General features: G+C 62.3%; 19 protein-coding genes and 1 tRNA gene. 6 read left to right on the forward strand and 14 right to left on the reverse strand.

Annotated elements, in window-relative coordinates:
- Window positions 1–5: 5 nt before the first annotated feature.
- A complete protein-coding gene (locus SynTAK9802_RS01865; RefSeq protein ID WP_186497019.1) occupies window positions 6–893 on the forward strand; it encodes a fructosamine kinase family protein in 888 nt (295 codons plus the stop codon).
- Between the two features lie 3 nt (window positions 894–896).
- On the opposite strand, the gene SynTAK9802_RS01870 is transcribed toward SynTAK9802_RS01865, so the two are convergent.
- Window positions 897–1,283, reverse strand: a complete 387-nt coding sequence (locus SynTAK9802_RS01870; RefSeq protein ID WP_114987298.1) for a CAAD domain-containing protein — start codon at window positions 1,281–1,283, stop codon at window positions 897–899.
- Between SynTAK9802_RS01870 and SynTAK9802_RS01875 the strand changes: the two genes are divergently transcribed.
- Window positions 1,282–1,800, forward strand: a complete 519-nt coding sequence (locus SynTAK9802_RS01875) for a M67 family metallopeptidase (protein ID WP_186497020.1) — start codon at window positions 1,282–1,284, stop codon at window positions 1,798–1,800. The two genes, SynTAK9802_RS01870 and SynTAK9802_RS01875, sit on opposite strands and share 2 nt — an antisense overlap.
- A complete protein-coding gene (gene moeB / locus SynTAK9802_RS01880; protein WP_186497021.1) occupies window positions 1,793–2,929 on the forward strand; it encodes a molybdopterin-synthase adenylyltransferase MoeB in 1,137 nt (378 codons plus the stop codon). Before SynTAK9802_RS01875 ends, moeB begins: the two co-directional genes overlap by 8 nt.
- A gap of 9 nt (window positions 2,930–2,938) precedes the next feature.
- Here the strand turns inward: moeB and SynTAK9802_RS01885 are convergent, their stop codons facing one another.
- Window positions 2,939–4,087, reverse strand: a complete 1,149-nt coding sequence (locus SynTAK9802_RS01885; protein ID WP_186497022.1) for a cob(I)yrinic acid a,c-diamide adenosyltransferase — start codon at window positions 4,085–4,087, stop codon at window positions 2,939–2,941.
- A 53-nt stretch (window positions 4,088–4,140) separates the two neighbouring features.
- On the opposite strand from SynTAK9802_RS01885, the gene larE reads away from it, so the two are divergent.
- Window positions 4,141–4,968, forward strand: a complete 828-nt coding sequence (gene larE / locus SynTAK9802_RS01890) for an ATP-dependent sacrificial sulfur transferase LarE (RefSeq protein WP_186497023.1) — start codon at window positions 4,141–4,143, stop codon at window positions 4,966–4,968.
- Window positions 4,969–4,984: 16 nt separating this feature from the next.
- Here the strand turns inward: larE and speD are convergent, their stop codons facing one another.
- Window positions 4,985–5,452: an adenosylmethionine decarboxylase gene (speD, locus tag SynTAK9802_RS01895; protein ID WP_115010551.1), complete on the reverse strand. Its 468-nt coding sequence runs from the start codon at window positions 5,450–5,452 to the stop codon at window positions 4,985–4,987.
- A 31-nt stretch (window positions 5,453–5,483) separates the two neighbouring features.
- Complete coding sequence (recF, locus tag SynTAK9802_RS01900) at window positions 5,484–6,578, reverse strand: DNA replication/repair protein RecF (protein ID WP_255487891.1); 1,095 nt, start codon at window positions 6,576–6,578, stop codon at window positions 5,484–5,486.
- 103 nt (window positions 6,579–6,681) lie between these two features.
- Here recF and SynTAK9802_RS01905 point away from each other — a divergent pair.
- Window positions 6,682–6,755: transfer RNA gene (locus tag SynTAK9802_RS01905), tRNA-Arg, on the forward strand.
- Between the two features lie 17 nt (window positions 6,756–6,772).
- Here the strand turns inward: SynTAK9802_RS01905 and SynTAK9802_RS01910 are convergent.
- The 8 genes from SynTAK9802_RS01910 to SynTAK9802_RS01945 form a co-directional block, all read right to left on the reverse strand.
- A complete protein-coding gene (locus tag SynTAK9802_RS01910) occupies window positions 6,773–7,228 on the reverse strand; it encodes an N-acetyltransferase (protein WP_115160563.1) in 456 nt (151 codons plus the stop codon).
- A 6-nt stretch (window positions 7,229–7,234) separates the two neighbouring features.
- Entirely contained in the window at window positions 7,235–10,264 is a 3,030-nt protein-coding gene (ppc, locus tag SynTAK9802_RS01915; RefSeq protein WP_370586369.1) for a phosphoenolpyruvate carboxylase, read from the reverse strand.
- The gene (gene gshA, locus SynTAK9802_RS01920; RefSeq protein WP_186497025.1) at window positions 10,261–11,403 is read right to left on the reverse strand and encodes a glutamate--cysteine ligase; all 1,143 of its coding nucleotides are present in this window, start codon (window positions 11,401–11,403) and stop codon (window positions 10,261–10,263) included. Before gshA ends, ppc begins: the two co-directional genes overlap by 4 nt.
- On the reverse strand, window positions 11,400–12,917 hold the full coding sequence (locus tag SynTAK9802_RS01925; RefSeq protein ID WP_186497027.1) for an anthranilate synthase component I family protein: 1,518 nt from the start codon (window positions 12,915–12,917) through the stop codon (window positions 11,400–11,402). Before SynTAK9802_RS01925 ends, gshA begins: the two co-directional genes overlap by 4 nt.
- A 60-nt stretch (window positions 12,918–12,977) precedes the next feature.
- Window positions 12,978–13,409 (reverse strand): photosystem I reaction center subunit II PsaD, encoded by a 432-nt coding sequence (locus SynTAK9802_RS01930; protein ID WP_011363412.1) that lies wholly within the window; start codon window positions 13,407–13,409, stop codon window positions 12,978–12,980.
- A gap of 102 nt (window positions 13,410–13,511) precedes the next feature.
- Complete coding sequence (locus tag SynTAK9802_RS01935) at window positions 13,512–14,861, reverse strand: sensor histidine kinase KdpD (RefSeq protein WP_186497029.1); 1,350 nt, start codon at window positions 14,859–14,861, stop codon at window positions 13,512–13,514.
- Window positions 14,858–16,096: a rod shape-determining protein RodA gene (gene rodA, locus SynTAK9802_RS01940; RefSeq protein WP_186497032.1), complete on the reverse strand. Its 1,239-nt coding sequence runs from the start codon at window positions 16,094–16,096 to the stop codon at window positions 14,858–14,860. Before rodA ends, SynTAK9802_RS01935 begins: the two co-directional genes overlap by 4 nt.
- Before the next feature lie 2 nt (window positions 16,097–16,098).
- A complete protein-coding gene (locus SynTAK9802_RS01945) occupies window positions 16,099–17,175 on the reverse strand; it encodes an Mrp/NBP35 family ATP-binding protein (RefSeq protein ID WP_186497034.1) in 1,077 nt (358 codons plus the stop codon).
- 115 nt (window positions 17,176–17,290) lie between these two features.
- Here SynTAK9802_RS01945 and hemF point away from each other — a divergent pair, with 115 nt between their 5' ends.
- Window positions 17,291–18,379 (forward strand): oxygen-dependent coproporphyrinogen oxidase, encoded by a 1,089-nt coding sequence (gene hemF / locus SynTAK9802_RS01950; protein WP_186497035.1) that lies wholly within the window; start codon window positions 17,291–17,293, stop codon window positions 18,377–18,379.
- Here the strand turns inward: hemF and SynTAK9802_RS01955 are convergent.
- Together SynTAK9802_RS01955 and SynTAK9802_RS01960 are read right to left on the reverse strand one after the other, a co-directional pair.
- A complete protein-coding gene (locus SynTAK9802_RS01955) occupies window positions 18,376–19,209 on the reverse strand; it encodes an N-acetylmuramoyl-L-alanine amidase (RefSeq protein ID WP_115080361.1) in 834 nt (277 codons plus the stop codon). The two genes, hemF and SynTAK9802_RS01955, sit on opposite strands and share 4 nt — an antisense overlap.
- 3 nt (window positions 19,210–19,212) lie before the next feature.
- Complete coding sequence (locus SynTAK9802_RS01960; protein WP_186497036.1) at window positions 19,213–19,767, reverse strand: cofactor assembly of complex C subunit B; 555 nt, start codon at window positions 19,765–19,767, stop codon at window positions 19,213–19,215.
- Window positions 19,768–19,786 lie beyond the last annotated feature (19 nt).

The raw sequence follows: 19,786 nt of genomic DNA on the forward strand, positions 1-19,786 counted from the left end.
TGAGGATGAACAGCGAACTGCGCCGGGATCTCACCGCGAAGGATGGGCCATTGGCGGGGGCTGTGATCACAGACATCTCCCCCGTTGGTGGGGGTTGCATCCATCAGGCCTGGAAACTTCGCCTCCGTGATGGCCAGGTGTTGTTTGTCAAAAGTGGTGACGCCAGCGCCCTACCCCTGTTTGAGGTGGAGGCGGAGGCCCTCGAGGCCCTGCATGCCCAAGCTGATGCCTCGTTCCTGGTTGTGCCGCAGCCCATCGCTCTGGCAGCACTGCCCCACGGTGCGGTGCTGCTGTTGCCTTGGCTGGATTTTGGTGGCAGCGACCAAACAGCCCTTGGCCGGGGTTTGGCCTTGCTGCACCAGTCGTCGATGGCCTCCAGCCCAGCCCGTTTCGGCTGGCACCGGGATGGCTTCATCGGCGCTGGGTCTCAACCCGGTGGGTGGCGTGATGACTGGGGATCGGCCTTCGTGGAGCTCAGGCTGCGCCCGCAGCTCGACATCCTTGATGGGTTGCAGCAGGATTCAATGGACCTCAATCCGTTGTTGCTGCGCCTCGCCGAGCACTTGAACGAGCATCAACCGTGTCCTGCGTTGGTGCACGGCGATCTCTGGGGTGGGAATGCTGCCATCCTCAGCGATGGACGGGGGAGCATTTTTGATCCCGCCAGCTGGTGGGCTGATCGGGAAGTTGATCTGGCCATGACCCGGCTATTCGGCGGCTTCGGTGAAGCCTTCCGCTCGGGTTATCGGGAGGTGATTCCTGAGGCTTCAGGCGCTGACGGTCGGGTGGAGATCTACAACCTGTACCACCTGCTCAACCATGCCAATTTGTTTGGGGGGAGTTATCTGAGCCAATGCCGAGCCAGTCTCAAAGATCTGGCTCGGCGGCTTTGAGGCTCAGCCCAGGTACTCCTTCCGGAGGGTTTGAACACGCTGAACCAGGGCATTTCGCTTGTCGCTGGTGGTGAGGTTCTTCCAGCTCCATTGGCCCACCACGACCACGCCTAGCAGTTCCAGAAGGCCCGGAACGATCGGCAACAGATTGATCGTGTCGAGGATTCCCTTAATCAGAATCTGGGCAATGATCACGGCGGCAAAGATGCCGACGATCTTGCCGATGCGTCCCATCTGGCTCCAGTCGACCTGATCGAGCGTGTCGTTCACCTTGCCCAGCACGTCGCTGTAGCGCTCAGCGAAGGAGGTGGTGTCCTCCTGCTCAGGGGTTTCGAGGGGCGTCGTCACGGTTGTGGCGGCATCCTTAACTTCAGTGGTGGCGTCACTCATGAGAACGACTAAATCCTTCACAATTTCAGCTGAGCGTATCGGTGCGACGGGGTCTACGCCATCCGTGCTGCAAATTGATCACCGATGCCACACGGATCTGGGCCGGATTTTGTTGGCGCCCCACCCCGAAGAAGGCTGCGCCTTGCTGCTGGGACAACGGACGAATTCAGGCTGTTTGATGCTGACCACGACCTGGCCCTGTTGCAATATCTGGGGACGGGGTGCATCCGGTCAGCAGCCTGTCTACGACCGTCGCAGCAGGTTTTTGGTGGATCCGAGGGAGCAGTTGGCAGCCCAGCGATGGGCGCGGGATCGCCACCAACGTTGTCTTGGGGTGGCCCATTCCCATCCGGCGTCCGCGCCCGTTCCCTCGCCCCGGGATCGGCGCTTGGGACAAACGGAGAGTCTGATGTTGATCCTCTCTGCTTCGCTTGGCCTGCGGGCCTGGTGGCTGCATGGGGACCGCAGTGTGGATGAAATCCCGATCCAGCTCTGGGACACTCAAAGCCATGCATGACCACGCGATGCTGAGTGCTGATGAGCGGGGGCGCTACGACCGCCATCTGATCCTTCCCGAGGTTGGTGCTGCCGGTCAGCTCCGGTTAAGGTCTGCTTCTGTCCTCTGTGTTGGCAGCGGTGGGCTGGGATCCCCTCTGTTGCTGTACCTGGCCGCGGCAGGCGTTGGTCGTATTGGAATCGTGGATGGAGATGTGGTGGAGCTGTCCAATCTCCAGCGGCAGGTAATCCACAGCACCAGCGGGGTTGGCGGCTCCAAGGCCCGCTCAGCCGCAGCGCGGATCCACGACCTCAATCCCCACTGCCAGGTGGAGGTGCATGAACACATGCTGGATGTGGGCAATGCTTTGGATCTCATCGGTGCCTACGACCTGGTCTGTGACGGCACCGACAACTTCCCTAGCCGGTATCTGATCAACGACGCCTGTGTGTTGCTCGGCAAGCCCCTCGTCTATGGCTCCGTGCAGCGCTTTGACGGCCAGGTCAGCGTGTTCAACCGCACGCCGACGAGCCCCAATTACCGCGATCTGCTGCCGGAACCACCTCCGCTGGACGCTGTTCCGTCTTGCTCGGAGGCCGGGGTGATGGGTGTGATGCCGGGGCTGATCGGTCTGCTGCAGGCCACCGAAGCGATCAAATTGATCACCGGCATTGGAGAGTGCCTGGACGGTCGGCTGTTGGTGGTTGATGCCCTGGCGATGCGATTTCGCGAACTCACCCTCCGCGTTGATCCCGACCGACCAAAGGTCGAGAGCCTGATTGACTATCGCCAGTTCTGCCGTCCGGCGTCATCGGAGATGGAAGCCATCACTGTCATGGAGCTGAAGGCCCTGCTCGACTCTGCTCCAGACGAGATTGCGCTCGTTGATGTGCGCAATCCTGCTGAAGCAGAGGTGGCCTTGATTGAAGGAAGCCACTTGGTGCCGTTGGCTTCGCTGGAGAGTGGTGAGGCGATCGATCGCGTTCGTGCATTGGCAGAGGGACGGCGCCTTTTGGTGCATTGCAAGCTCGGTGGGCGCTCTGCGCGTGCGGTTGAGCTGTTGGCTCAGCAGGGCGTTGCGGCAACGAATGTGACCGGTGGAATTGATGCCTGGTCTCAGCAGGTGGATCCTGCAATCCCTCGTTACTGAACCTGAGGGTTAGTAATCCACCCCTCGCTTCAGGTCGACGCCCTGTTCGGCGTAGTGCTTGTGGCACACCATTTCGGAATGGATGCTGGCCAGATCGAAATAGGCCGGAGGGTTCTTGCAGCGCCCCGTGATGATCACCTCGGTTTCCGCCGGTTTGCGCAGCAGGGTTTGCAGGATCGGCTCAACGGGAAGCAGCTCCAAATCCACCGTGGGGTTCAACTCATCGAGGATCACGGTCTTGTAAAGGCCGCTGGAGATGGCGGCCCTTGCGATCTCCCAGGCCCGCTCGGCTTCCACGTAATCAATCGGCTCCTGCTGGCCGCGCCAAACGATGGCATCACGGCCGGAGCGGAGGTGGTCCACCAAATGGGGGTAGCTCTCGCGCAGGGCGGCGATGGCAGCATCTTCGGTGTAACCGCTGCCGCCTTTGAGCCACTGCAGGATCAAGACCCGATGGCTCTTGTCCTGGCTGATGCCCCGCCCGATGGCCTGCAGGGCTTTCCCAAGTGCACTGGTTGATTTGCCTTTGCCTTCACCGGTGTAGATCTCGATGCCGCTGCTCACATTGAGAGGCACCACCCGGTTGTCGTTCATGCCCGGACGGCGATGGGCCCGCATCTCGGAGTGGAGGTCGGCCTCGCGTACCAATGGTGCCGGTGCGGCGCGACCGGTGATGATGATCTCCATCCCTTCCGGCCGGTTGCTGAGGGTGCGGACCACGTCCTCCAGATCCAGCAGGCCGAGATCCAGCACCGGATTCAGCTCGTCCAGCACCACCACCGAGTAGAGGGCACTGGCGATCGCGCCCTTGGCGATCACCCAGCCCCGCTGTGCTTCGTCGCGGTCGAATCGCGTGGCTTCGTCGGCGGTGAAGTGATCGGCCCGTCCGGTGCGCAGGTGGTCGATCAGATGTGGGAAACCCTGCTGCAAAGCTTCGATGGCCGCATCCTCGTCGTAGGCCCGGCCTGGGCCTTTGAGAAAGCGCAACAGCAGCACTCGGGTCTGCCGCTGCTCGCAGATGCCGAGGCCGATGGTGCGCAGCACAACCCCAAGGGCTGCCTGGCTTTTGCCCTTGCCTTCGCCGTCATAGATGTGCAGCTGTCCATGGCTGCGCTCGCGGCTGTCCGCTGCGGTGACAATGCCGATGCTTCGAGGCATGGGGACAGCTCTTACCGTTGGAGCCTACCTAGCTCACCTGGTTTTCCCCGCTGATGTTTCGGTTGCAGGAGCCTTTGGCGGATCGAGAGCAGCAGCTGCTGGCGAACCTGCGGCAGTGGATGGCAGACCAATCTGCCCTTTGTGTGGCCTATTCCGGTGGAGTCGATAGCACCCTGGTGGCGGCGATGGCCTACGAAGCCCATGGCGATTCCGCTCTGGCGGTAACGGGTGTCTCCCCGGCTCTGGCGCCGTATCTGTTGCGGGAAGCCCGTGATCAAGCCTCCTGGATCGGCATCCCGCATCGGGAGTGTGCGACGGCCGAATTGAACGACCCGGATTACAACAGCAACCCCGTGAATCGCTGCTTTGCCTGCAAGCGTGAACTGCACCAGCACCTTCAGCCCATTGCCGCGGCGGCTGGAGATGCGTTGGTGATTGATGGGGTCAATCTCGATGACCTCGGTGATTATCGGCCCGGCATTGACGCGGCCCGACAGGCGGGGGTTCGCTCCCCCCTTGCGGAATTGTCGATCGACAAATCCACGATTCGTTCGCTGTCACGGGCCCTTGGTTTTCCCTGGTGGGACAAGCCGGCGCAGCCCTGCCTGGCCTCCCGTTTCCCCTATGGCGAAAGCATCAGCGCTGAGCGGTTGAAGCGGGTGGGTCAGGCGGAAGCCTGGTTGATTGCCAGAGGATTCAGATCCGTTCGTGTGCGCTCCCATGGGTTGGCGGCACGGATTGAGGTGCCCAGCGAGCAGATCCGCGCTGTGCTCGCGCTGGCGGAAAGCGAGCCTTTGGTTGAGGCTTTTCGCTCCCTTGGCTTCACCTCCGTTAACCTGGATCTTGAAGGTCTGGTCAGCGGCAAGTTGAACCGCCGCTGATTTCGCCTGGGCCGGATCAGCTGGGGAGCTGGCTCGGCGTTTCCACAGGCTCTCTCACCCCAGTGGCAATGGCCGCCGGTGTTTCACGCAGAAAGCTCTTCAGCGCATGGCGTTTCGCTTGAAGCTCACTGCAGAGAATCGCGCAGGCCTGTTCCGGCATGGTGTGGTCACCACAGGTGAACACATCAACCGCGGCGTAGCCGGATTCCGGCCAGGTGTGGATGGAAATGTGGGATTCCGCCAGCAGGGCAAGGCCTGTGACGCCCTGGGGTTGAAATTGATGGGTGATCAGGTTCAGCAGCGTCGCACCAGCGCCTTTGGCTGCTGAGGTGATCGTTGTGCGGATGAATGCTTCGTCGTCGAGCCGGCTCGGATCGCAGTCGTAGAGCTCGAGAATGCAGTGTTTGCCGACCATGTCGGTGGCATGAATCTCAGGTGCCCCCCATCCCGGGTTGGGATGCAGTTCAGAGAGGGTCTGCTCCATCAGGCGATGAGAGAAAAACAGGTCCGCCACCTTATCCGATCTTCAGATCGGGTCTCAGGTCTCTTGCGCCGAGAATTTGGGCCTGTTGCTGCCATCCGCCGCCAAAGCCCTCGAGGTGGGTGGCGCTCACCAGGCATTGATGCGATTCGCCCACGGCCTCAAGTAGAAGCTGCTGGCGGGTTGGATCCAGTTCGGCGAGCACATCATCAAGAAGCAGCAGGGGTGGCTCCCCACAGAGCTGGGTGACCAGCTCCAGTTCGGCAAGCTTCAGGCCTAGCACCAGCGACCGCTGCTGGCCTGCTGAGCCAAACCGTCGTGCCGGGCTGCCCCCCAGCAGCAGGGCGATCTCATCGCGGTGCGGGCCCACGCGGCAGCTGCCGAGCCGTTCTTCCTCTCCCCGCTGCTGGCGCAGTTGCTCCTCGATGGCGAGTCGCCAGGGTTCTTCGGCATCCTCCCCGTCAAGCTTGCTGCCGGGCTTGTAGTGCAGTTCAAGGGCTTCTGTGCCCCCGCTGAGGTGGGCCTGCCAGCGTTGGGCGATCGGTTCCAGCCGATGCAGGGCCCGTTGCCGTCGCCGGTGAATTCGGGTGCTCACCAGTGCCATCTGAATGTCAAAGGCATCAAGCAGTGCATGGCGTTCGCCACTGGAGACCTGCCGCTGGCGCCAGAGCTGGCTGCGCTGCCGCAACAACCGGTTCAGCCGTGCCATCAGATCGGCATACACCGGTTCGAGCTGCAGCACGACGCGGTCCAGCCACTGGCGTCGTAGGGCGGGTTCGCCCCGCACCAGATCAAGATCCAGGGCGCTGAAGCCGATGCAGCGCAGCGGACCAATCAGGTCCAGCTGCCGATCCAGCAGCTTGCCGTTCCGTTTGGCCTGACGGCCACCTTGGCGGCGCAGTTCCAGCTCCAGACGATCCCCATCCCCCACGTCGGCCCGGATCAGGGCCTGTGGAGCGTCCCACTGGATCAGATCGCGATCATTGCTGCAGCGATGGGAGCGCAGGCTGCCCAGCAGCTCAACCGCTTCGAGCAGGTTGGACTTGCCGATGCCATTGGGCCCGATCACCAAAAGGCGTGGCTGCGTCAGTTCCAGCTGCAGAACGGTGTGGTTCCGGAAGCCCTGCAGTTGGAGCCTGTGGAGCCGGATGGGTGCTGGGGCGACCAGTGAGTAAGGTACCCGTATCGGGACGGTTGCCGCTCGATATCACTGAGGCTTAAGGCCGATCAGTGGGCATGTAGCTCAGTTGGATAGAGCATCAGATTCCGGTTCTGAGGGTCGGGGGTTCGAGTCCCTCCATGCTCGTGTTTGAACTCAATGTCTCAGCTCAGGCTGAGGCCCATGGCGCGAATGCCATTGGGATCAATCAGGAAACCCTGCTGTTTGAGAGCTTCCAGCGCATCCGCAGGGGCCGAGATTGAAAGGCTGCAGCCCGGCAGATCCCGGCGCAGAATCTGCAGGGCACGGTGCACCAGAACGGCGAAAAGGGCCCCTTGGTTCGGCCCTGGCTTGGCGGCGAGGTTCCAAAGATTGGCGTTGAGGGCCAGATCACTGGTGGCCCGCACAAATCCGACCAGTTCCCCTGTTGATTCCTCCAGGATGCTGATCTGCCACAGGCTGCGCTGAAGGGCGAGCTCCCAGCGTTCCTCGGGGTGGGTTGATTCCCCGCAGGACATCAGCAACGTGTTGAGCTGCTGGGAGGTGGGAGGTGTTGATGTTTCGAGTCGCGTTCCCTCGGGCAAGGGTGGAATCGAGGGTTGTTGAAGGAACGACAGCACTGTGGATTAGCCGGTGTTGCGCATGCCGGCTGCAATGCCGTTGAGGGTGAGCAAGGCTCCCCGCAGCAGTTCACTGCGGCTGTAGGTGCGGGTGTCTTCGGGGGCGCCTGGCGTCTCACTCATGGGCGGTTGCCTGTTCTGATCCCGCAGCCGCTTCAGCAGCGCAACCTGCAGGAAGCCCAGGGGAACGATGGTGCGGTTCCGCAGATCAACCGACAGCTGCAGCCCTTGATCAGCGCCCAGCAGTCTGTTTTGGCCCGTGATTTCCAGAACCAGTTTTCGGGTGAGTTCGTATTCCTTGGCGATCACCTCGAAGATCGCTTCAAAGGCCTCACGCTGTTCCGGGTGCCCCAGGCTGTTCATGTAGTGATGGGCCAGGTCGAGATCCACCTTGGAGAGGGTCATTTCCACTTTGGAAATGAGCATCCGGAAGAACGGCCAACGTTGATGGAGACGCCGCAGCAGGTCGAGCTGTTCTGAGTCGTCGCCCACTTCTTCCGACAGCGCCGTGCCGAAGCCAAACCAGCTCGGCAAAAGGAACCGACTCTGGGTCCAGCCGAAGACCCATGGAATGGCTCGCAGGCTGGAGAGGTCCTTGGCACCGGTTTTGCGTCGGGCTGGTCGACTGGAGATCTGCAGCTTGCTGATTTCTTCGATCGGTGTGACCTGCTGGAAAAACGCCACCAGGTCAGGATTGTCGTGAACTAGAGCTCGGTAATGGTCCCGTGAGCGGGTGGCTAGGCGACTCATCAGCTGGTTCCAGCTGGGTGTTGCATCAAGCTGGTTGGTCACCAGGCTGTTCTGCACCACGGCCGTGGTGACGGTCTCCAGGTTGTAGAGCGCCAACTCGGGCAGGCTGTACTTCGAGGCCAGCACTTCGCCCTGTTCGGTGATTTTGATTCGCCCCTGCAGTGTGCCGCTGGGTTGGGCCAGGATCGCCTGATAGGCAGGCCCACCACCACGACTAACGGATCCACCGCGGCCGTGGAAGAGGCGAAGCGCCACGTCCTGGCGGCTGGCGAGTTCCTGAAGGGCGATCTGGGCCTGATGAATCTCCCAGTTGCTGGAGAGGAAGCCGGAATCCTTGTTGCTGTCGGAGTAGCCCAGCATCAGCTCCTGCAGCGGCTGCTTTTGCTGCCCCACAACGGGGAGGAGTTCGCGGTAGAGCGGCGTCTTGAACAGACCCTCCATCACCTCAGGGGCCCGTTGGAGATCCTCCACGGTTTCGAACAGCGGCACCACCAACAGGGAGGCCCGTTTGTTGGGAGGGTCTACGAGACCCGCCTCCTTGGCCAGCAGCAGGACCTCCAAGAGATCCGATGCCGTGTGGCTCATGGAGATCACGTAGGAGTTGCAGATCCGCGGACCGAACTCCTCCTGGAGGCGCTGCAGCATTCGGAACACCGCCAGCGTCTCGGCTGTCGCTGCCGACCAGCTGGCGGCAGGCGGGATCAGGGGCCGACGGGTCTGTAGTTCCTGGAGGAGCCATGCCATCCGCTCCGTCTCGTCCATGTCCCCATAGGCCTGGGGCAGTTCAAGGCTGCGGGTGAGCTCGTCGATGGCATCGCTGTGGCGGGTGCTCTCCTGACGGATGTCCAGGCTGGCCAGTGAGAATCCGAAGATGTGCACCTGGTGCAGCAGGGTGTCGAGCTGTTCGCAGCTCAGTTCGGTGCTGACGAGGCTGTTGCGCACCAACTCCAGATCACTGCGGAACTGGTCCACCGAGGTGTAGTGGAGAACCTCAGCGTTACCGAGCCCATCCTTGGGATCGGCCAGCGCCTCACAGGGCATCTGCCAGCCCGCTTCCGACAGTTGGTTGTTGCGGGCGAGGGTGCGCTCCAGTTTTTCGAGCACATAGCAGAGCTTCAGCCGGTAGGGCTCTAATCGGTATCGCGCTGCTCTGCGCTCGTAGATCTCCGGGAACCGGAGCCGATCCATCTCCAGCGACTCCAGCAGTGATGGAGCCACCTGACTCCACTGCATGGAGATGCTCAGCTGCTGGCGGAGCGACTGCACAGAACTGATGTAGAGCTCCAGCATCAGCTGTCGCTGGTAACAGGCGGTTCGCCAGGTGATCTCGGGTGTGACCGAAGGATTGCCGTCCCGATCGGAACCCACCCAGGAGCCGAAGGTGCAGAACGATGCCTGGGGGACCTGGACATCGGGGTAGTGGCGATGCAGGGCGGAGATCAGCCTTCGGCGCAGTTGCGGCATCGCGTCAAACAACACCTGCTGGAAGTAGTGCAGGGTTGAATCCACCTCGTCGATGACGGTGGGCTTGAACTGGTGGAGTTCATCGGTGCGCCACCACAGGCGGATTTCCTCCTCCAGTTGGTCGCGGCAGTCCTCCCGCAGCTGATGCGCCAGAGGGGCGTCGGATTGAAGTTGCTGGAGCAGGTTGGCCACCCGCCTCTGTTTGTGCCGCACCGTGTGCCGCACGATCTCCGTGGGGTGCGCGGTGAAGACCAGCCGGATGTCCAGTTCTCGCAGCAGTTGTTCCACCTGCGCGGGGGGAACGTTCATCCGCCGCAGCCGCTCGAACACCTCTCCAAAGGTGGCTGGATCGGTCTGGTTGGCGAGGGGCGGGGCGAAGGGATCAAAGGCGTCCCGTTGGGCCGCGTCAGCACTGGAATTGGGTCTCAGGCTGTCGAGATAGCTGTCTTCCTCGATCCGTTGCTCAAGGATGTTGATGAGCTGGAAATACAGCGAAAAGGCACGGGCGGCCGAGATGGCCTCCGAAAGGTCCATGGCCTTGATCAGCTCGACGATCGCCTCGCTCGTGCTGTCGCCATCTCGCCCTCCCATCGAGACGGGGTCGCTGAGTTGTTTGAGCCTCAGCAGACGTTCGCTCTGCTCCGGTGGGCACTCGCTGCGCAGCACCGACTTCCAGAGGTCTTCAATCAGGTCCAGGCGGTGCTGAAGAAGCTGTCCTGCGCCGGATCCGCCACCGCTCAAGCGTGCAGTCTCTTGCTCGGAGACAGGGGTGGTGGACTCGGGCATGAAGTCTCCACGCTGCGACGAACTCGACATGATCATCCCAAACAGGCTTCCCCGGTCGAGATCCGTTCTTCCTCCTCCATTCGCTGGATCCCTTCCTGGAGCAGGTTTTCGATGGATTGCCCCTGGCCATGGGCCGCTTCCCAGCGCATGGCCTGGTTGCCATCAACAAGCAGGGAATCCAAGGGCTTCAGGCAGGACCTGAGCTGGAGCGATTCGGCCAGGGGAGTGAGCTGATCAATCAACTCCAGCAGCCAGTCTTTGCAGTTGATGGCACGTCCGTCCTGCCAATGCCGGAGTTCAGCATTCAGGCTGGAGCGGGCCACGGCGGCATCGTTGCTGTCGGCGAGCTGGACCAGTTCAGCGGCGCTCAGCGAACTGCTGCGGAGTGGATCGAGGCTTTCGATGTTGTTTTTGAGGGCCAGAAGCCGCAGCTCCAGCAGACAGGTGATCGCCAGCAGCTGATCGGGATTGGTGACCAGATCACAGATCCTTAATTCCAATCGATTGAGGTCGTAGGGGCGCCGCGGACCGTTGGGCCGAACCGACGTCCACAGGTGACGTTCATTGCGCATGGCACCCGTGGCCAGTTGCTCCTCCACCCACTCGATGTAGTGCTGGTGATTCCTGAAGAGAGGAACCGCAGCGGGGGTGAGCGGGAATTGATGCCATCGCTGGGAGTGGTGGCTTGTGCTCTGCCCATCCAGGAAGGGAGAACTGGCACTCAGGGCAAGCAGCAGAGCCGCTTCGCAGCGCACGAGCCGCACTGCTGCAAACAACCAATTGAGATCGGTGATCCCAAGGTTGATATGGATGCTGGCTGTAACGACCCTGGTGCCGTACAGCTGTTCAATCAGCGCGTGATAGGCGTTCTCGGGGTCAGAGCGTTCGAATCGGCTGCTGTCACCCAGGCTCATGGTGCTGCCGGGGAGAAGCGTCAGCTCCCGCTTCTGCAGCCACTGCCGCAGCGTGCGACGGGGAGCGAGCAGCGCCTCGGGCAGTTCGGCGTAATCCCGGATCGGGTCGGTGACGTATTCGAGGTTGCGACGGTCCGGTTCCGTCACGAAGCCAGGCAGGTCCCTGGCCACGTCGGGGGCGACGCCCACGTTGGCTCCGTTGCTTCCACCGGTGAAAAGTTCAACCTCGAAGCCTTTCAGCAGAAGGGGGTGCGCTGTCATCCCGGCGGATTCAGGCACGCCAGTGCGGTCAGCATTCCCCGGGCTTTGTTGAGGGTCTCCTCAAACTCCGCCGTCGGTTGTGAATCGGCCACAACGCCCGCCCCGGCCTGCACTTTCACCCGGCATCCCCCGCCATCACGAGGTTGCACCACCATGGTGCGGATCGTGATCGCCGTGTTGAGGGCCCCGGCCAGATCAACGGATCCGTACACCCCCGAATAGGGCCCGCGGGCATCGGGCTCCAGCTCGTGGATGAGTTGCATCGCCCGGATTTTCGGTGCGCCGCTCACGGTGCCGGCGGGGAACGCCGCCATCAGCAGATCCCACACGTCGTGCGTTGGACCCAGGCGTCCTTCGACTTGGCTGACGATGTGCATCACGTGGGAGTAGCGCTCGATCACCATCAGGTCTTGCACGGCCACGCTTCCGGGCTGGCAGACCCGGCCGAGGTCATTGCGGCCCAGATCCACCAGCATCACGTGCTCAGCCCTTTCCTTTGGGTCGGCCAGTAGGTCCGCCTCCAGTTCGCGGTCTTCCAGGGGCGTGGCGCCGCGGGGCCGTGTGCCGGCGATGGGGCGAAGGCTGGCGTGGATGCCATCAGCAGCGGGTTCGGCTTGCACCATCACCTCCGGACTGGAGCCAATCAGTTGCCAGTCCCCAAAGTCGAAGAACGCCATATACGGGGAAGGATTCACCATCCGCAAACTGCGGTACAGCTCCAGGGGCGATTGAGGCACCTCAGTTTCCAGGCGCTGACTGATCACCAGTTGGAACACATCGCCGGCCGCGATATGTTCCTTGGCGGTGTCGACGGCGGCTTCGAAGTCATCGCGGCTGCGGCTGGAGCGCACCGCGGGAAGCTCTTTGCTTCTCGCGTCCCAGGTGAGTGGTTTGACGGCCGGCAGAGGTGCGTCCATCCGCTGTCGCAGGGCCTCAATCCGTCCGATTGCGGTTTGCCAGGCCTGCTCCTCATCCGCTCCGTTGGAGAGGTCGCCGAAGGCGACAGCAGTGATCTGTCGTTTCACCTGATCAAAGATCAGGATCGCGTCCATCAACATCCAGATCCCATCCGGGGGATCGGCAGTAGCACGGGGATGAACGGCGACGGTGGGTTCGATCCACTGGATGAGTTCGTAACCCCAAACGCCATAGAGCTGCCCAAGCGGAGGGAGGCCCGGCAGGTTGACGCAGGAGTACGGCGCCAGGCAGTGGCGCAGGGATTCGAATGGATTGCCGTTGAAAGTCTCTTCACGACCGTCTCGCCAGGTGCGCGTCAGACGATCGTTGCGCGCTGACGCCGTCCAGAGCGGATCGCAGGCGATCACACTCCAACGCCCCAAGGTTTCACCACCCTCGACGGACTCCAGCAGCACGCCAGGAGGCCTTCCGTCACCCACCTTGATCCAGGTGGTGAGGGGTGTTTCAAGATCTGCGGGCCAACTCTGAGCCAGAGGAATCAGGTTGGCACCACTGCAAACAGCCTGATGAAAGGCGTCGCGATCGGGACTGAACATGACCTGATCATCGCAGCCGGGACCCGGAGATCATGGCCTCCGGGAGTCGGTTTTGAGAGATCAGGCGTCGAAGGTGTTGCGGCCGCTGAACTTGATGTTGGCCGGGTTGACGTTCTGGCCAATGCGACGGGGGTTGTGGCCCACCATGGGACGACCTTCGTTCACCTTTTCGGAGAACACACCATCCTTGGGATGCAGGAACTCGGTGTCACCACCGGGGTAGATCCGGTAGATCTTGTAGTCCTCGATCCGGGGCTTGAATTTCGTGCGCAGCTGGGTGCCGAGGGCGAGGCACTGTTCCTTGCGAGCGAAATACATCAGGTTCTCGCCTGAGTTCATCAGAGCGGCGCCACCGGTGGGCAGCTCAAAAGCTTGCTCTGTCTTGCTGGTCCAGGTGATTGCGTATTTTTCTTCAGTCTCCGCTGAATTCAGAAGGCCGCCAGTGCTGGCGATGTGCTGGGGAAGTTGACCGTTCAACGCCGTTGCTGCCATGGCTGAAAGAATCCACAAGAGCCGTTATGGCTGGAAAGTAGCACCGTCATTGGGGCCTGTTTTGAGCTCCGACAGCAAGCTTCACACCCGTCAACAAACCCATCACTCTGCGGGCGTATGCACCGGGAAAAAAACGGTGATGTCGCGGTCGCGCCTGGGCTGATAGCGGCCTCCCAGGCTGGCCATCATCTGGCGGGTCGCATCCTGGCTTAACTGCAGGCTCCCGGTGCTGGGATCCCAGCTCAGGACGGTGCCCACGTCCTCGCGTTGGGGAGACGGGCCGGCCTCCGTGGCCTGGCTCCTGTCGGGATGCTCCACATGCAGCTGAAGCTTCACCCGTGGACCGGCTGCCTGGAGGTGAAGCGTGAGCTGACTGCCGGAGGGGAGCCCCCTGGTGCTGCGGTCGATCAGACCCCCCAGCATCGGTTCCAGTCGACGGGAGTCACTGAGGATCGCCGGTAGGTCGGCGCTGAGATCCAGTTCCAAGGCGATCCCGCGACGGTTCAGCTGCTCCGTCCAGCTGGGTGCAAGGGCGCTCAGCATGGCCTGCAAATCCGTGCGGGCCAGATTGGCCTCGTTGGGCTCCCGTTGCAGTTCAGCGGCATGGAAGATCAGGCCAAATCGATCGATCTGCTCGCTGCATTCCACATCGATCTGCCGCAAGCGATTCACAACGACATCAGCAAGATCCTTTCGCCGCAGCAGAGAGCGGATCAGTGTTCGGATTGTGGCCAGCGGGGTGCGCACCTCATGGGTGATCGCTTCCAGCAAATTCAGATCTCCATGGCTGGGCGCTTCCGGTGGGCGCTCAGCCTGGATGGGTTGCAGCATCAGCCCGGGGGCTGTGCCGGTGAGCCGCTCCGTGAGACGGGGCCAGAACTGTTCTGACCAGGCTGCATTGCTCTGCAGGGAGCCGATCGATTCGAGCGCTTTGCGCAGCTGCTCGGCCTGCGCTGGTGACTGGTGCTCCAGCCGTCCTCCCAGCTGCACCAGCACATCACTGAGCGTGGCCGGGTCGCATCGCATCAGCAGCTGCCGCTTCTGGGGCGGCCCATGCAGGGCAAGGGCCACCTGGACCTCGGGTGTGATCACCAGCAGCAGTGGGTCATCTCCGTCGTCGGGGCCTAGGGACAAGCGTTGAAATCCCCGCAGGGAACCGGACTCATCGCTGCTGGACCGTCCTGGCAGTGCCGTTGGATGCGGACTCAGTTGATCCAGTTGATCTGGAGCCCACACCCATCCCTGCAGATGTTGCAGTAATTCCGGTTCGTAGAGGGCTGGCAGGGGGGCAGCCAGCCAGATGCCGCGTTCCAGGCCTCGCTCAAGCAGGTCCTGTTGCAGGGTTTCCAGGGCAGCCCACCAAAGCCGCCGCACACCAATCTCATCGCAGCGGCCCTGGGGCACGTCCTGTGCCAGCCGTTGCCGCAGGTCGGTGAAGGAGGGGCCGGTCAACGGAGGTGCGCCAAGGAGCGACGGCTTTGCCGGACCACCGACAGGCAGAGGCCGAGCGCGATGAAGTTCACCACCATGGCTGAGCGCCCATAACTGAGGAAGGGCAGGGGGATTCCTGTGACGGGGCCCAAGCCGATGGTCATGAAGATGTTGACCACCACCTGGAACATCAGCATCGTGCCGATCCCGATCACCACGAGTGATTCGAAGTCGGTGCGGGCATTGCGTGCGATCTGGAGCAGCCGTGCCATCAACGCGGCAAAGCCAAGAACCACCAAAAGGCAGCCAACAAAACCGGTTTCCTCACCCAGGGCGCTGAAGATGAAATCGGTGTGCTGTTCAGGGATGAAACGAAGCTTGGTTAGTTGTCCTTGAAGAAGACCTGTGCCCAAGACGCCGCCTGAACCGATGCCAACGGTGCTCTGGAGCAGGTGATAGCCCCCGCCCAATGGATCCTGACTGGGGTCGAGGAACAGCACCAAACGGTCCCGTTGATAGTCCTTCAAACCATGCATCCAGAGCCATGGCGTCACAGCAGCCATGGCGCCGTGGATGGCCAGGGTTGCTGTGGCTGCCAGACGTTTCCAGGGCAGGGAGCGGTACGCGAGAACTCCCATCAGCGGGATCCAGAGGGCCATGGCCCAGGGGAGAAGGCCTGAGAGCAGGGCTGTCACCAGCGGTGACAACAACAGAATCACCCACTCGATCGGCATCCCCGACCAATAGAGCATCGTGAGGATCAGGGCGCCGAACACAAGCGATGTGCCGAGATCAGGCTGGATGAACACCAACAGCCACGGCACTGCAATCACCCCGAGCGGGCGCATCAGATCAACCGGTCGTTCCACCGGGTGTCGCGACAGGACTGCTGCCACGAGCAGGATCGCCGCGATCTTGGCGAACTCCGATGGCTGAACATGAACCCCGCCAATGCTGATCCAGCGTTGGGCACCCAGCGCTGTGGTCCCAATCACGCGCACCGCCACCAGGCTGATCACGGTGAGGGCGTAGACGGGAACCAAAAGAGGCCGGAGACGCTGCAACGGCAGCCGTTCCAGTCCCAGCGCCAGCAGAACTCCGAAGGCCGCGGTGATCCAGTGGTGATACCAGTCGGCATAGTCCGCCTGGCGTTGGGTGCTGGCGATCAGCACCCCGGCGATGGTGATCATTCCGAGCGGAACACCCCAGAGCACCCACTCCCAGTGCGATCTGCGGCGGTCACGTCGGCTGAACATCGTCAGACGGGCTGGGTGACGGCCTTGAGCACCGCTTCAGCAAGGCCTTTGAACTCAGCGGCGCTGGCGGAGTCGCTGCGGTTGATCACGATCGGTCGTCCTGTGTCACCGCCTTCCTGCACGGGCATTTCCATGGGGATCTGAGCCAGCAGGGGTACGTCGTAATCCGCAGCGAGTTGGGCGCCGCCGCCACTGCCGAAGAGGGCGTAGCGGCAGTCGGGACGGTCCGGAGGAATGAAGGCGCTCATGTTCTCAACCACCCCCAGAACGGGAATGCCCATCTGCCGGAACATGGCGAGCCCCCGTCGCGCATCCTGCAGCGACACCTGTTGCGGGGTGGTCACGATCACAACGCCCGCCATCGGCACTGCCTGGGCCAGGGAGAGCTGTGCATCACCGGTGCCCGGCGGCAGATCAACGATGAGAACGTCCCTCTCACCCCATTCGGCCTGATACAGGAACTGCCGAATGATGCCGTTGAGCATCGGGCCGCGCCAGATCACAGGCTGGTGATCGTCGATCAGCAGACCCATCGACACCATGGCGATGCCGCAGGTCTCGATCGGGACAATCCGCTGCTGATCGCCGCTGCCCTGCACCTCAGGTGTTTGGTCAGCGACGCCCAGCATGGTGGGTGCGTTCGGCCCGTAAATATCGGCGTCCAGAAGTCCGACCCGCAGGCCGGTCTGGGCGAGGGCGCAGGCCAGATTGACCGCGACGGTGCTCTTGCCGACGCCGCCCTTGCCGCTGCTCACGGCAATCACCTGGCGGACGCCGGGGATCGACTGGCGTTCCGCCGGCTGACCATGGCCGGCCTGGCCAATGCCCCCTTGGCTTGGCGGTTGGCCGATCTCGATCTGCACGTCGTCAATGCCATCGAGCGCCATCAGAGCGCCCCGTGCTTCGGCCACGATGCGGTCTCGCTGGCTTTGGGCGAAGCCTGGAAGGCTGAGGCGAAACACAGCCCGCGGCGGGGTAATGCGGATCTGTTCGATCCAGCCGAGCTCCAGGGCCGTTTTGCCACTGCCGGCATCTTTGACTTGCTGGAGGGCTTGGTTGGCCTGCTCGACCGGGGTCATCCGTTTCATCAAGGCAAGCCGGATCCTAGGGGCGCCGCCCGTGACAGTCCCTGACGGATGCTTGTCCAGGCCTGGGGTGACCTGGTTAGGTTTCGATGTCTTCAGTCTCTGACACATGGTCCGCTCCCTGATTCGCCGCGTCCTCGGACGCCAGGACGTGGGTGTCAGCAAGGCTCGCCTTGAGCTGCCCCCCAGCGATTCCAGAGAGCGGGCCCGGGCGATGGTGATGGGGCTGCAGGACGAAATCTGTGCTGGCCTGGAAGCCCTCGACGGTGAAGGTCGCTTTGTTGAAGAGAGTTGGGTCAGGCCTGAAGGGGGTGGTGGGCGCTCCCGGGTGATGCGTGAGGGGCGCGTCTTTGAACAGGGCGGCGTGAATTTCTCCGAGGTTCAAGGCGAAGAACTGCCCCCGTCGATCCTCAAGCAGCGTCCTGAGGCCAAGGGGCATCCCTGGTTCGCCACGGGAACCTCGATGGTGCTGCATCCCCGTAACCCCTACATCCCGACCGTTCACCTCAATTACCGCTATTTCGAGGCTGGCCCGGTGTGGTGGTTCGGCGGCGGTGCCGACCTCACGCCCTACTACCCGTTCCTCGACGACGCCCGTCATTTCCATCGCACCCACCAGGCGGCCTGTGATTCAGTTCACCCGGATCTGCACAAGGTGTTCAAGCCCTGGTGCGATGAATACTTTTATTTGAAGCACCGTGGTGAAACCCGCGGCGTTGGCGGCATCTTTTACGACTACCAAGACGCCAACGGCACCCTCTACAAGGGTCAGGATCCCTCCGGGCCTGCTGCTCAGGTGTCGGCTCGCTTGGGAGCTCGGCCGTTGAGCTGGGAGCAGCTGTTCTCCTTGGGGCAGGCCAATGGCAGAGCCTTCCTACCCGCCTATACCCCCATCGTGGAGAAGCGCCACCCGATGGCCTACGGCGATCGCGAAAGGGACTTTCAGCTCTATCGCCGGGGACGTTATGTGGAGTTCAACCTGGTGTGGGATCGCGGCACGATCTTCGGCCTGCAGACCAATGGACGCACGGAGTCGATCCTGATGTCTCTGCCCCCGCTGGTGCGTTGGGAGTACGGCTACACCGCCGAGGCCGGATCAAGGGAAGCCCTGCTGACCGAACTGTTCACCAAGCCGCAGGACTGGCTCGGTGACGTCTCGCTGGATGAGCGCTGCCGCCCCCATGGAGCGATCAACTAACTGACGCCTTGAACGAGCGCGTTCACCACGCGCTCAGCCAGGCAATTCACCGTGTGCTCTCTGGAGCGTGGATCCCTCAGTTTCGTCTCGAGAGGGGGCTCCAGCATGGCGATTTCAAGAATTCCGATCCCGCGCCGCGGACCGCCAAGGCCTCCGCGGAACAGGCGTGGGTAGCGCCCAAATGCCTGGGCCAGGCTTTCATCGACGACATTCAGTTCGCGCACATTTGGGAGCACCGGAATCAGGCCGGAACCGAAGCCATGGGGCCGGTAGGCATCGAAATGGATCTCCAGGACGTATTCACCACGCTCTGAAAAGACCTTGGCCTTCGACCAGTTGGTGCTGGGGTCGTCATCGTTCGCGATGCTGATGGACGGCGGGGTGTAGGCGCGGATGTTCAAGCCACGGGCCTGGCCTTGGGTCACCACAGCGGCCTGAACTTCGCGGTTCCAGAACAGCTCATCGCGAATGCCCGGTTGCATCGGCGCTCGCTTCTGCTGATCCACGGCATATCCAGGGGTCCCTGGACTGGCAGTTCCCTGGGAGTCGGCGTGTCCTGCCATGACGACGATTGGCAGGTTGCTCTGCACAGGGCTTCTGCCAACCCAGCTCCCGGGTTTCTTTGTGCGTGGGCCGAGCAAGGGATCTGGCGTGGCGGGCTCAGGACAGGGGGCTGGCTGTTTCGGTGCTGTTTTTTTGCTGGGCTCGGCTGTGCCAAGCCAGTTGTGCTGTTCCGCAGCCTTGGTCATCGCCAGGGTTGCCAGTGACAGGCCTGCGATGGCAAGTCCTGAGGCAAAGCGACGCCGTCGCATCCAGGCCGGCAGACCCATGGTTCAGATGGGGGAGGAGAGCAGGGATCCGTCACTGGCGAGTTGCAGGGTCTCAGCCAGTTCCAGTTCGATGGCGATCAATTCGTCCCGATGAGCCCGCAGACGAATGGCGCTGCCGTCTCCCTCGGGAGCAGGAAGGAGTTGCAGTTCAAGGGCTTCTGTGCGAGCGGCCCGCCGTGTGTAGACAGCTCCTGCCAGAGGGCCGAGGCCGATCAGCAGCAGAGGCCACCAGTGCAGTTGCGGTGCCAGCTGACGCAGGACTAGGCCGAAGCAGGCGGAGCCAATGGCCGCCAGCACTGACAGCAACACCGCAAGGGGTTGGCTGGATGCCACTTTCCCCTTGAAGCGGAGCACCTGGCGCTCAGCATCGCCGCCATCCCGGCTCCAGCCGCGCTCTTCCAGCCAAGCGCTGAGCCCGTCAAGCACGGTGATGGGGGGTTGGGGGGACATCACGTCCACCACTGTGGTTCGGTCTTTGCTGGCTGCACGCAGAAAGAAGACCAGACCAATCGCCAGCAGAACAGTCAGCAGGAGGGTGGATTGGAATCCTGCAGGCATGACATCCCGGTGATGTTCA

The organism is Synechococcus sp. TAK9802, assembly GCF_014279535.1.
Taxonomy (GTDB): Bacteria; Cyanobacteriota; Cyanobacteriia; order PCC-6307; family Cyanobiaceae; genus Parasynechococcus.

Bases quoted from the DNA above. Each gene is read 5' to 3' on its own strand.
- SynTAK9802_RS01870 (WP_114987298.1), bottom strand. From the start codon at position 1,283: ATGAGTGACGCCACCACTGAAGTTAAGGATGCCGCCACAACCGTGACG.
- ppc (WP_370586369.1), bottom strand. From the start codon at position 10,264: ATGATCATGTCGAGTTCGTCGCAGCGTGGAGACTTCATGCCCGAGTCC.
- SynTAK9802_RS01955 (WP_115080361.1), bottom strand. From the start codon at position 19,209: ATGGGTCTGCCGGCCTGGATGCGACGGCGTCGCTTTGCCTCAGGACTT.
- SynTAK9802_RS01925 (WP_186497027.1), bottom strand. From the start codon at position 12,917: ATGTTCAGTCCCGATCGCGACGCCTTTCATCAGGCTGTTTGCAGTGGT.
- SynTAK9802_RS01945 (WP_186497034.1), bottom strand. From the start codon at position 17,175: ATGACCCCGGTCGAGCAGGCCAACCAAGCCCTCCAGCAAGTCAAAGAT.
- larE (WP_186497023.1), top strand. From the start codon at position 4,141: ATGTTTCGGTTGCAGGAGCCTTTGGCGGATCGAGAGCAGCAGCTGCTG.
- rodA (WP_186497032.1), bottom strand. From the start codon at position 16,096: ATGTTCAGCCGACGTGACCGCCGCAGATCGCACTGGGAGTGGGTGCTC.
- SynTAK9802_RS01875 (WP_186497020.1), top strand. From the start codon at position 1,282: ATGAGAACGACTAAATCCTTCACAATTTCAGCTGAGCGTATCGGTGCG.
- speD (WP_115010551.1), bottom strand. From the start codon at position 5,452: ATGGAGCAGACCCTCTCTGAACTGCATCCCAACCCGGGATGGGGGGCA.
- SynTAK9802_RS01885 (WP_186497022.1), bottom strand. From the start codon at position 4,087: ATGCCTCGAAGCATCGGCATTGTCACCGCAGCGGACAGCCGCGAGCGC.
- SynTAK9802_RS01930 (WP_011363412.1), bottom strand. From the start codon at position 13,409: ATGGCAGCAACGGCGTTGAACGGTCAACTTCCCCAGCACATCGCCAGC.
- SynTAK9802_RS01865 (WP_186497019.1), top strand. From the start codon at position 6: ATGAACAGCGAACTGCGCCGGGATCTCACCGCGAAGGATGGGCCATTG.
- SynTAK9802_RS01960 (WP_186497036.1), bottom strand. From the start codon at position 19,767: ATGCCTGCAGGATTCCAATCCACCCTCCTGCTGACTGTTCTGCTGGCG.
- gshA (WP_186497025.1), bottom strand. From the start codon at position 11,403: ATGACAGCGCACCCCCTTCTGCTGAAAGGCTTCGAGGTTGAACTTTTC.
- moeB (WP_186497021.1), top strand. From the start codon at position 1,793: ATGCATGACCACGCGATGCTGAGTGCTGATGAGCGGGGGCGCTACGAC.
- hemF (WP_186497035.1), top strand. From the start codon at position 17,291: ATGGTCCGCTCCCTGATTCGCCGCGTCCTCGGACGCCAGGACGTGGGT.